Origin of the sequence: Christiangramia marina (assembly GCF_048285865.1) — a bacterium.
Classification (GTDB): Bacteria; Bacteroidota; Bacteroidia; order Flavobacteriales; family Flavobacteriaceae; genus Christiangramia; species Christiangramia marina.
In genome coordinates, this window is sequence record NZ_JBLVTK010000001.1 from 401,728 (window position 1) to 413,837 (window position 12,110).

Here is a 12,110-nt window from a genome sequence, read left to right on the forward strand (position 1 = left end):
TGTTCAACATCTCCGTAATTGGCACATCCTCTTCATCAAGTTCATCCATATTCAATTGACCGATGTCAACAGCTTCAGGATCATATGTCTTCCATTCTATTGCCCGCCAGGTTATTAGCAAAACAAGAATGAGACCTAACTGCAAATAAAGAGTTCGGTTTCTATTTAAATCAGCTTTTGGATTTTTCTTAGGTTCCATAATGCGTTTAGTTGTTAAGGGTTGCTAAAATAAAGATTTTTTCTAAAAAACTAAATTAATCTGATAGAATAAGTAATTAATCTACAGTTAATTTTCAGTATTAGCTCAAAACTATTGAACTTTAAAACGTATCGGGATGGCATATGAGACCGGCACTGCCTTTCCTCTTTGCTTTCCAGGTTTCATTCTAGGCAGTTTCGAGATCACACGCTTAGCCTCTTCTTCAAGCTTAGGATGAGGAGCTCGTGCCTGTACCTGCTCGATCTCGCCCTGAGTATTTACTACGAACAAAACGGTCACCAGGTTCATTCCTGTTAGTCCTAATTTCTCTCCAAGTCTGGTATCAAATTCTTTCCCAACGAACCTGCTAATTTTTTCACTCATGCAGGTCTTCCTGTCTGCATTATTATCCAGATCCTCACAGCCTGGAAATAAAGGAACATCCTCAATAAATTTAAAGGGGACAGTTTCAACCTCTTCATCAGGCTCTGCATCTATAATATCTTCAGGTTCCACGAAATCATCCAGATTGATCTCAGTAGGAGCTATTTCATCTTCCTCTACATCTGCATCGTCTGGAGCGATTTTAATTTCCGGAGGCTCTACTGGCGGCGGCGGAGGTGGCGGTGTTTGATCATAAACGGTTACAGGAACTTCCTCCTGGGGCAGATCATCAAGGCTAAGAACATCTTTACCTGCCTGAGCAGGATCATAAGTTCTCCATTGAAATGCCTGCAGCGTAAAAAATAAGGTTACAATAAGTCCAATTTGAAGAAACAGGACCCAATTCCGACGAAGATCGGCTTTCGGATTTTTTTTCGGTTTCATAAAAAGCTAGGTTAATAAAGGTTAATCACAAAGAATACCTGCTTTTCAACTTTTTTATGGTGGGCGCCATTACCAGGAAAAAGATGACTGCAAGCAATACACCAGTTGAATTTGCCAGGCCATCCCACCAATCGGGTGTCCTGTAACTGGTTAGAGTTCCCTGTAGAACCTCAATTAACATACCAAATAGAAAACATGCGATAGCAACCCAGTAGAGATTAGGGCGATAACGCGTAAAATCGGTGCTATTCAGAATAAAAAATAGTTTCCATAAAACGCATAAAAACAAATATGCCCCGGCATGGAGCATTTTGTCTGTAGGATCGAAACCACCTACACTTACTTTAAAGTTCATCACGATCAAAGAAAAGTACGTGATGGCACCTGTATAAAGAAGCGCTAAAATTAAAACTAATTTATGCACCTACTACTTCCTGATATTCTTCGGCAGAAAGAAGACCTTCAACTTCAGAAGCATCTGAAAGTTTGATCTTGATCATCCATCCATCACCGTAAGGATCATTATTTACTTTTTCCGGCTCATCTTCAAGACTATCATTAAACTCAATGATCTCTCCTGAAACTGGCATGTAAAGATCTGAAACGGTCTTTACAGCTTCTACGGTTCCAAAAACCTCTTCTTTTTCAAGGGTTTCATCCAGAGTTTCTACCTCAACATATACGATATCCCCAAGCTCACCCTGGGCAAAATCTGTAACTCCGATAGTCGCAGTGTCTCCTTCAATTTTAACCCACTCGTGGTCTTTTGTGTACTTTAATTCTTGTGGAATATTCATGTGCTAGTTTTATCTTATGGCAAAGTTAATTTTTTCGCTGAATTGTTCAAATATGGCTTCGTTAATTTCCGAAATTATAGATCAGGGTGAAACCAGATCGAATGGTTGTTTGAGGAAAGGCCGTTGAAACTGCATATTCCGAGAATGTATGATCATAATAGAACCTCGCCGTCAGGTTCCTGGTAAATGCATAATCTGCCTTAAAATTGATGGACCAGATATCCTGTCCTGAGATCGTCTGGTTATTGGCAAGATCAAGATACCTTACGATGGTTCGGTTCTTACGGTAACTAACATCGGTCCTGAAATTAAGATCACTGCTAAGCACTCTTCTTCTTCCTCCAAGTGCCGTCGCGATCTTTAGATCTCTCAATCTGTATCCAAGTCCAAGAGTATATTCATTTCCGCTATATTCAGTTAGCAGATTATTATCTAAACTGAAAGCGAGCGAGCGATCTTTCTCCATCTTCGCCATGATCTGTATACTGTTCTTGGTTTCAAAATCTATAAGCGCCAAAGGAGTAAACAATTCGGTCAACACCAGATTTGAGAATAGAACAGGATTCTTGAAATCACCTGCCTGGTTCAATGCTTCAGGATCTGCAGGATCATAATCCAGATTTGTCTGGTACTGGTTCAATGTATAATCTGCACGATACCCATGATTTATGGAAAATCTTCGGAACTTATCCCGGAACCACTCAAAACGCATCAATCCTGTATACTTAAGATTCCAGTTTGGAATTGGCACATTTCTAAAAGCTCCAAGTTGCACACTTCCTGCATCTTTCCCAGAATAAGCCGCAATGAATGCTGGTAACAATACCGCCTGGTTCGTTTTACCAATACCTCTGGGGAAACCTTCTTCGTCCACATCTGTAGGATCCAGACCACGCTCACTGGCAATTCTTCTGGCAACCTCAATTCTGTTCGCCCTGAAATTCTGAAATGCTTCAGAACTGGCTTCATTAGATTGCTGGAAACTTGTCGCGATCAATAATGTTGAAATATTAAAGTTTCCGTAGGTGTAAGGAGTGAGCGATTGATAATCCATACTCACAGGATCTACACGATAATTTTCAGAATAATTCTCGGCTTCGTTCTTTCTCCCGGTAAGTTCAATGGTAAGATCTGGTATGAAACTAAAACCTGCCTGGTAATCCAGCTGCTCATTTTTCACTGCGGAAAATTGCTGATTGAAATTCTGAAACAACGTGAGCCATCCTCTTTCTGCCGCCATTTGCCTGATATCATCCTGGAAACCAAAAGTAAATCCAGCGGTTGGCCTGAAAGTTCCCATAAAGCCGACACTTTCTGTATAACCTGGAAGAAATATTCCGCGGCTATTGCGATAATTAACCTGGAAAGTTTTCAATCCTGTCGCGATCCCGATAAGCGTATTATATCCCTTATTGGTTTTTGGCTTAGATTTTTCCTCTACCTCTTCATCATCTTCGGAAGGTGGACCAAGTGTTGGAATTCCCCTGCTCCGTTCCTGAATGCTTTTCCCGGCACTATTATTTTTCTTCTGAACCAAACCAACATAATTGTAAAGATCCTGAAGATTCAAACTGGCATTGATCTGGTGTGTATTAGAATTCTGAACGCTGTTCCCTATCGCGGGAATATCTTCTAACTGCTGAAAACGCTGAGATCCTCGTTGCCACTGGAAGTCTCCTTTATAAGAATAGGTGGCATTTACGAACTTTAAGACTGGAATCTTTTCAAAAGGCAGGTCATAATTCACCTGAAGTGTCTGAAAATGCTGATTTGGCTCCCCAATATTGAAAAAGTCATCCCATACTCCTATAGAATCATCAGCAAAACCTTCATCATCTATATAATTTCTTATGATCCTGTTATTGCTGGCGTTAAACGCGAAACCCAAAGACCTGGTTAAATTATAATTAATTCCATACTGCCAGTCGAACAGGAAGTTACGTTGGTATAAGGTTGGTATTCCTATATCACTATCGCTAAGATCCAGAGAACGGAACTTTTGCTGGTTATACTGCCGGAAGATATTAGAACTCGCATTGATGTTTGTTGGCAGGTAATTAATATTAAAATCTCTAAAAATGGCTAAATAATCACTACTGTCCAGAACTGCAAGATTCTTTAAAGGTTCCAGACTTTTCTGCGGAAAACTAAATTCATAAGTTCCACCTACTCTAACACTTTGATCGATACTTTCCTCGATCTCGAAATCCCGATGGTCTACCTGGTTATAAGAAGTAGCAAATGCAAAATTCTCAATATCATAAGGCATGGGCGTTCGTTCCCCGGTACGCTCTTTTCTTAGCCCAATTACATTTATGCTCTGTCTTTTGGTATAGGATTGAGATTGCTTTTCTACCGCATCCCTCTGTGCCGGGTCCTCGATATTATCCAGTCTAGTATCCAACTCCACATCCAGAAATTCCTGGTCATATTTTGGCGTGATCAACTCTTCTCCCCGGCTATAGTTCACAGGTATTTTTACTCCCCATTTCTGCGGAAGCAACTGCCCCATATTAAGATTTGTAACCACATCATATTGCTGAAGATCTTCCCTGCTTCGCTGGTTAGGTCCCTGTCCTAAAGCTCCAAATCCTACCGTGCTTCTACGTCCTGTAGCTGAAATATTTGCAAAATCTGCAAGATTACTATCCATGCTTACCACTCCGGCCCAGCCACCTTCATTCTTAAGGTCTGAAAGTCTTAATTCATTAAACCATACTTCTCCGCAAAGATCGGTAACCCCATCTTCCCTGGTTCCATTTTTTACTCCAACCATCAGTAACCTGATATTTCCAAAACTTGGATTTCCTTTTACTCCAATTCTCAATCTACCCATATCATAAGGAGCTTCAGCATCTACTTCCTGAAGATCTTCAGTAAAGAAATTCAAGTCGGTTGAATTCAACGTTGGATCTCCCAGCACTGAAGTTTTTACCTGCTGTAGTAAATCCAGTTCCAGGTTCATTCTGTTCACTTCAGGCCAGATCTCTTCCGCAGTAGAAGCACCAAAAAGTGTTGGCGATAAGGGTATTTCTACCTGGTAGAAGTTGTCACTAAAATCTGTTCCCATTCTAACAAACGCGACCAGTTGCCCATCTTTAAGCGGTTGGCGGTTAATTACAGATTCAGCATGCAGGAACATTTCAAGATTCTTATACTGTCGCATATCGATCTGGAAATTCTTGTAAACTGCCCGGGCATCCTGAGGTTCCAGGTCACAAACACTTAAAGAAAGTGATTGTTCGTTTTGACGCAAACTGGTATTATTTTGATACAGCTGTTCTCTTTGAACACCCGGAGGCAATCGGTATGGAATAGGCTGTCTGTTCTCATTTTCTTCAATATTTACAGCATTCACTTCAAAGGAAGTATTCGGGTTCTCCAATTGCCCGGAATCCTCGAATAAGCTTTGGTTATACCTCCTGTAGTCTCCGCGAACAAGATCCATAGTTCCAAATCTAAGGATGGTTTCATCCTGAAAGTCGCTAAGGAACATTCTTATAAAACGAATGGATCTAAAATCTGCGATGCCTCCAATGGCATTGGTAGGTTCAAAAATTGGCACTTTAAACTGTACCCAACGCACTGGCAAATCCTGACCGTTTCTTAGCGTGGTCGTTAATTCCTTGACATCTGTGATATACTGGTTATTATCAATATTCATCCCCCTGAAAAAAGGAATCTTATATTCAAAATAACTATTGATGGTATTCATCGTATTATCCCGGTTGATGTCTTCAGTCGTAGGCAATGTGGTATTCCCGCGATTAGTATCTGTTACATCTGTTGGCGAGTTGCCTTGCGTTCCATTATAATCCAGGTAACGATCTAAAACACTTCCATCACGATTCAGGAAATACTCGTAATTATCTGCGGAAGGATCGGCAAGGTTTCCAAAATCCGGGAATTTCAAGGCTTCTTCAGCATCAAGCAATCCGTCAAAACCTGCATCCTGAAGCGTTCTTCCATCCCCTTCAGAATCAAAAGCGTACACCAACGAATTATCTGCCGGAGTATTCCCAAATGCGGAGGTGATCACATTGGCTTCCCCTTCACCTTCTGGTAGTCCGTTTTCATATTGTTTTCGTCCATCCTTCAGCACATCTTCAGAAATATTACCAAGGTTGAAGTTTATGAGTCCGTCACTTTTGCTCGCATTTTCCGCATAGATATAAGGATCCATTACCCAGAACTGGATATACTCTACATTGGTTTGCTCGAAATTGGTCGTATTGATAGGACGCGTAATTCCCGCAAAATTATTCCCGGGCACAGGCAGCGTATTCCCACCAGCTGCTGCAGGATTGTAATTATAAGGCCCACGAACTGAAGGATCATAATTCACATCCATCGTATAAACCACTTGCGGCTGACCCTGAACTACATCTGTATTTGGAAAGATCTCATTTAGCGCAACCCGTCTGGTCGCATAACTAGAAATATCTGAATCGCTGATCCCATCTGGCCTGTTATTACTATAGAAAATTGGATCTATGGTATACCAGCTCATTTTTGCTCTTCTATAACCAACACTTAGGTCTCCGTTCGCAAGTTCTCCACCAAACCCAACCGGAACACTGGACAATTCCCATGCTAAAGGATTGTTGATATCAATTGCAGTTTGTGCAGCTTCGAAATCATCTACATAGGTAGTCGCCTCACCATTAAAATCATTCGAATTAGGAGATCCCGGCAGCAAATAAGCAAATTCGCCACGTACAGATACATTGGACATAACGTCTGTATCAATATTTGGAAGTTTATTTACCAGCCTGGTTAAAAATGGAACTTCTGTACTATAATTCAGGTTTAAACCAAGAATTGTATTGTTAATTGGCTCGTAGCTGTAATTCGCTTTTTGAGTTAACGGACGTTCTTTAAGATTAATAAATGTACCACCAATAAGAAAATTTTCATTGAATTGATGTTCTACGTTAAGCCCGGTAAATCGTTTAGTTTGCTGACCGAATAAAGCATTGTTTTCGGTATTTACCTGGATTGGAATATTGGAAGCAAGCAAACCTTCATCAAGTATCTGTACTCTTCCCAGTTCGTAATTCACTACGTAATCCACTCCTTCCTGAAGTATTCTCCCTCCAGCAGTTACAGTAACCGATCCCGGTGGTAAGTTGAATCCAATTGGAATACCTTCTACCTCAGCCGATTTATATCTACCCTTTAACTGGAATTTGTTCTTATCTGCCTCTTCCTGCTCTGCCTGGGTTTTCGTTGTGCGGTACATGGCACGAAAAACATACTTTTCCTGGTTTGCATTCCAGGTTTCCGGTATATTATAGTCTTCACTTCCGGCGTTAGGATTATCATCCAGTTTTCGGAAAAGGTGTTCCCCAAAAGGTTCTACTGTTGTAAAGATGATATTACCATTTTGAGGATCGATGGTAATTTGCTGTACATAATCAAAGAATCCATCTCCATCGTTGATTGGATCGTTATTGATATTCAATTCATCCAGCCTGAAAACCCGTAATAATGGAGTTTCATTCACATCTTCAGGCAGCGTGGTTCCTTCTACAGGTTTGATATAATTTAAGGGCTGAGGATCTGTATACAGAATATTCATTCTAAAATCTTCACGTTCCAGCTGGTACGCATTAAGACTATAGATGTTTTTCATCATCAGGTCCCAGATAGGTTCCTGAACATTGGTGATCGTACTTTTAAGCAGCTTAACCACAAGATTCTGACTAGCCCTGGAATTGGTTCCGGTTGTTGGTTCCTCAGTTCCGGGATCGTTGGTAGCATTCACTCCGTCATTCGCAAATTCTCCAACCTGGAAAACCTCGCCATTGATCGTATACTGAAATGCAACCCCAAGCACCTCATCATTGCTTAAACGTTGATTCAAACTTATATATCCAAGCTGCGTATTAACGGTATATTCTGAAGGTTTTAATTGTCTTGCATTTTCCAGTTTTGCATAATCGGTTCCTTCGGAAACTGTTACTGTTCCAAATCCCTGGTCTACAGTGGCGATATCCCTGATAGCCTGATTCAGTATAGATTCACCATTGCCATTTATTCCGAAGGGATTAAAATCGTTTACAAGGTTATCTGGAAATGCTCCTGCTGGCTGATTGAAAAATCCGCCCGGCGGAGTATCCAGTCCAATATTTCCGGGAACATTGGATTCCCCAAGATCCTGGATCGCTACAATATTTCGTGTATCCTGGATATTCTGGATATTGTTGGTTCTGTTCGTGACCCAAACCTGTATCCTCTTGATCTGAATATTGGTATTGATAAACGGATAATTTCTTAGCGCTTGGTCGTAAGTATCGCGGAAGTAGTGCGCCAGGAAAAAGTGCCGGTCGGCATCGTAATCAAGAGCAAATTTGGCAAATTCTTCTACGGTTGCGCCACCTTCGACATTAACTGTACGTCGCTCCGACTTCTGTTCTGAAAATACTCCGGTGATCCTTGTTTTCCCAAACTGAAGTTCGGTTTTAAAACCAAAAAGACTTTGCGCACCCTGAATAAGTGCATTATTCAGAGGCATATTTACGTTACCTACTTCAATTTTTTGAACGATATCATCTTCATTTGGCGTATACTCAAGTTTCAGCTGATTTTGAAAATCGAAGGTCGATTCGGTATCATAATTCGCCGTTACCTGAAGACGCTCTCCAATTTGTCCAAGCATGGAAAGACTAATACGCTGGTCAAAATCAAAAGACAGATTACTTCTGTTCCTTGGAGAAAATGCCGGGTTGTCCTGCTTGGTATAAAGAAGTCCAAGATCTATTTCTACCGATCCCTGCGGAACGATATTGACTTCAGAGCCACCAAAAATGCTCTCAAATAGATTATTATTGACATAGAAATCTGGTAAAAGATCACGCTGAATATCTTCAGTCCCTTCCTTTCTACCTGAAAGCGCATCATTTTTCAGCTTAAAATAATTACGCATTTCTTCTTCCAGCACGAGGTCTTCATATTCCTGCGGAGTAAGAACTAAAGGCAGTCCTATATTGATCTGGCCTACACGCTCTCTGTAGAAGTAACGGTTGAGGATAGGATCATATTCGTATCTTGATTCTATAGATTGTGGATCTGGGAGCTGTAGCTCACCTAGAGCAAAGCCCGCCTGGATGGTGTCCTGAGGAGTCTCCTGTGAAATAGCGTCTATAGAAAACACCATAAATAACAGGAAAGTCAGGCGTACCGGTAAAGACAATTTCAGGTAATTGTTCTTCAATTTAATTACAGCTTTTTAAGAGCCATTTTTATAATAGATTCTACGGTGGATTCAGGATCATCCTTCAGAATCTTTTCTACAACCTTGCCAGCCTGGCGTCTATTGTAACCCAAGATCTCTAAAGCTGATAACGCTTCTTCCTTATTAGTATTGTTTGGAGTCATTAAAACTTCATCATCGCCCATCACCTTAAGCACTTTATCCTTGAGATCCAGAATAACTCTTTGAGCTGTTTTGGCGCCAATACCTTTTACACTCTGGATGGTAGGAACATCACCGGTCGCAATCGCATTGATAACCTCTTTTGGTTGCAAAGAAGACAGCATTACACGAGCCGTACTCGTACCTACACCAGAAACGGAAATTAGAAGTTTAAAGATCTCTCTTTCAGATTTTTCAATAAACCCGTACAAGGTGTGCGAATCTTCCTTTACCTGCAAATAGGTATAAAGACTGATTGCTTCAGATTCAGGAATGAGTGAAAAAGTATGCAGGGAAATATTTACAGTATATCCTACTCCGTTGCATTCAATAACCACATAGGTGGGATTTTTTTCTATTAACTGACCCTTGAGGTGATGAATCATGAAAGAAAGTTGTATTGAGGTTCAAATGTAGTAAAATAAAGCAAAGGCGGAAATCATCCTTCCGCCCTTTACTTCAATGCAATATTAAGCTTTTTTCTTCGCCCTTTTTTCCTTTTCCTGTGCATCTATGACCGCGACGGCTGCCATATTCACCATTTCTTCCACGCTTGCTCCAAGCTGAAGAATGTGAACAGGTTTCCTCATTCCCATCATGATCGGGCCTATAGAATCCACATTGTTAAGTTCTTTGATAAGCTTATAGGTGCTGTTAGCCGAATCCAGATCTGGATAGATAAGCGTATTTACCTTTTTACCCGCTAGTTTTGAAAATGGGAATTTATTCTGAAGCATCTCACGATTTAAAGCGAAATCTGCCTGTAATTCTCCATCAACACTTAGTTCAGGGTGAAACCTGTGCAGGTAAGAAACTGCTTCTTTTACTTTGGTCGCTCTTGGATGTTTAGAAGATCCGAAGTTTGCGTAAGATATCATGGCAATTACAGGTTCCATACCGAATAACTGAACCGTACGAGCCGTCATCTGCGCGATCTTGGCCAGATCTTTCGCTGAAGGGTCTATATTGATAGAAGTGTCACTAATAAATAACGGACCTCTGGAGGTATTCATCACATTCGTTGCTGCTACCCTGGAAACGCCATCTGCCAGTCCAATAAGTTCCAGCATAGGTTTCACCACCGTTGGATAAGCCCTGGAATAACCGGAAAGCAGTGCATCAGCATCTCCTTCATTGACCATCATCGCGGCAAAGTAGTTACGTTCTCTCAGTAATTTTTCTGCATCATACTTAGTTACGCCACTTCTATGCCTTGTCGTCCAGTATTTATAAGCATAGTTTTTACGATGCGTCTCTTCCTCATCAGATTTTGGATCGATAATGACCACATCTTCCTCTTGGAAATCGATTTCTGCCATTAATTCCCTGATCACTTCACGGCGACCTAAAAGAATAGGAAAACCAATCCCTTCGTCATGCACGATTTGTGCTGCTTTAAGAACATCAAGATGATCTGCTTCCGCAAAAACGATTCGCTTAGGATTTGTCTTGGCTCGATTTTGTAAAAGTCGGGTAATCTTGTTCTCATTTCCCATTCTTTCCAGCAACTCTTCTTCATAACGTTGCCAGTCATCGATCCCTTCCCGGGCTACGCCACTTTCCATGGCAGCTTTAGCCACTGCAGGTGGAACTTTGGCGATCAATCTAGGATCGAAAGGCTTCGGAATAATGTAATCAGGGCCAAAATTTAACCTGGTTTCGCCATAAGCAATATTCACCTGCTCCGGCACCGCCTCTTTAGCCAGCTCTGCCAGTGCTTTCACAGCGGCTTTTTTCATTTCCTCATTGATCTTGGTCGCGCGTACATCCAGTGCTCCACGGAAGATAAATGGAAAACCAAGAACGTTATTCACCTGGTTTGGGTGATCACTTCTACCTGTCGCCATGATAATATCTTTCCTGGTATCCATAGCCAGGTTGTAATCGATCTCTGGATTAGGATTGGCCATTGCAAAAACAATAGGTCTTTTTGCCATGCTTTTAAGCATTGCCGGACTTACAATATTAGCAATAGAGAGACCCACGAATACATCGGCATCCTTCATGGCTTCGTCCAGTGTGTCAATCTTACGGGCAGTTGCGAATTCTGCTTTTTCTTCGGAAAGATTTGTTCTATCTTTTCTAATGACACCTTTACTATCAAGCATTACGATATTTTCAGCTTTAGCACCAAAAGCTTTGTACAGCTTGGTACATGAAACTGCAGCGGCTCCTGCACCACTAATGACGATCTTTACTTTACTGATCTTTTTCTTTGCCAGTTCCAATGCATTCAGTAATGCTGCTGCTGAAATGATCGCAGTTCCATGCTGATCATCATGCATTACCGGAATATCCAGTTCTGCTTTTAAACGTTGTTCAATTTCAAATGCTTCAGGAGCTTTGATATCTTCAAGGTTGATTCCGCCGAAAGTAGGCGCAATATTCTTAACCGTTTCTATGAACTTATCTACGTCTTTAGTGTCTACTTCAATATCGAAAACATCAATATCTGCAAAGATCTTAAAAAGAAGACCTTTTCCTTCCATCACCGGCTTGGATGCTTCGGGACCAATATCACCAAGACCAAGAACGGCAGTACCATTGGAAATCACTGCTACCAGGTTTCCTTTAGTAGTATACTTGTAAACATTCTCCCTATCTTTTTCAATCTCTAGACATGGCTCAGCTACACCTGGAGAATAGGCCAGAGACAGATCTCTCTGGGTGGCATATTTCTTAGTAGGTACAACTTCAATTTTCCCGGGCTTAGGTTTAGCGTGGTAAACCAATGCCTCTCTTCTTTTTCTGGAAGTGTTACTCATAATTTTATGTTTTCGGCTAATTCGCAAAGTTAATAAGGCTGCTGTCCTTAGAGAAATAAAAAGGACAAAAGCTTCAAACGTATCTCTAAGATAATTTATACATT

6 protein-coding genes and 1 pseudogene are annotated in these 12,110 nt (G+C 41.0%); all 7 read right to left on the minus strand.

Annotated elements, in window-relative coordinates; all coding sequences use genetic code 11:
* Positions 1–199: pseudogene (locus ACNKXS_RS01825) on the minus strand (energy transducer TonB); the annotation flags it as partial.
* A gap of 111 nt (positions 200–310) precedes the next feature.
* Positions 311–1,027 (minus strand): energy transducer TonB, encoded by a 717-nt coding sequence (locus ACNKXS_RS01830; RefSeq protein WP_417919384.1) that lies wholly within the window; start codon positions 1,025–1,027, stop codon positions 311–313.
* Positions 1,028–1,052: 25 nt separating this feature from the next.
* Positions 1,053–1,451 carry a VanZ family protein gene (locus ACNKXS_RS01835; protein WP_417919385.1) on the minus strand — a complete coding sequence of 133 codons (399 nt, stop codon included), beginning with the start codon at positions 1,449–1,451 and terminating at the stop codon, positions 1,053–1,055.
* Positions 1,444–1,824, minus strand: coding sequence for a glycine cleavage system protein GcvH (gene gcvH, locus ACNKXS_RS01840; protein WP_141878760.1), 381 nt, complete (start codon positions 1,822–1,824; stop codon positions 1,444–1,446). Before gcvH ends, ACNKXS_RS01835 begins: the two co-directional genes overlap by 8 nt.
* A 61-nt stretch (positions 1,825–1,885) precedes the next feature.
* The gene (gene sov / locus ACNKXS_RS01845; protein ID WP_417920129.1) at positions 1,886–8,983 is read right to left on the minus strand and encodes a T9SS outer membrane translocon Sov/SprA; all 7,098 of its coding nucleotides are present in this window, start codon (positions 8,981–8,983) and stop codon (positions 1,886–1,888) included.
* Positions 8,984–9,045: 62 nt separating this feature from the next.
* Positions 9,046–9,627 carry a Holliday junction branch migration protein RuvA gene (gene ruvA / locus ACNKXS_RS01850; RefSeq protein WP_295181044.1) on the minus strand — a complete coding sequence of 194 codons (582 nt, stop codon included), beginning with the start codon at positions 9,625–9,627 and terminating at the stop codon, positions 9,046–9,048.
* Between the two features lie 84 nt (positions 9,628–9,711).
* On the minus strand, positions 9,712–12,006 hold the full coding sequence (locus ACNKXS_RS01855; protein ID WP_417919386.1) for an NADP-dependent malic enzyme: 2,295 nt from the start codon (positions 12,004–12,006) through the stop codon (positions 9,712–9,714).
* Positions 12,007–12,110 lie beyond the last annotated feature (104 nt).

What these genes read in the sequence shown, in the direction of transcription:
- ACNKXS_RS01830 (WP_417919384.1), bottom strand. Translation starts at nt 1,027, where the DNA reads ATGAAACCGAAAAAAAATCCGAAAGCCGATCTTCGTCGGAATTGGGTC.
- gcvH (WP_141878760.1), bottom strand. Translation starts at nt 1,824, where the DNA reads ATGAATATTCCACAAGAATTAAAGTACACAAAAGACCACGAGTGGGTT.
- sov (WP_417920129.1), bottom strand. Translation starts at nt 8,983, where the DNA reads ATGGTGTTTTCTATAGACGCTATTTCACAGGAGACTCCTCAGGACACC.
- ruvA (WP_295181044.1), bottom strand. Translation starts at nt 9,627, where the DNA reads ATGATTCATCACCTCAAGGGTCAGTTAATAGAAAAAAATCCCACCTAT.
- ACNKXS_RS01855 (WP_417919386.1), bottom strand. Translation starts at nt 12,006, where the DNA reads ATGAGTAACACTTCCAGAAAAAGAAGAGAGGCATTGGTTTACCACGCT.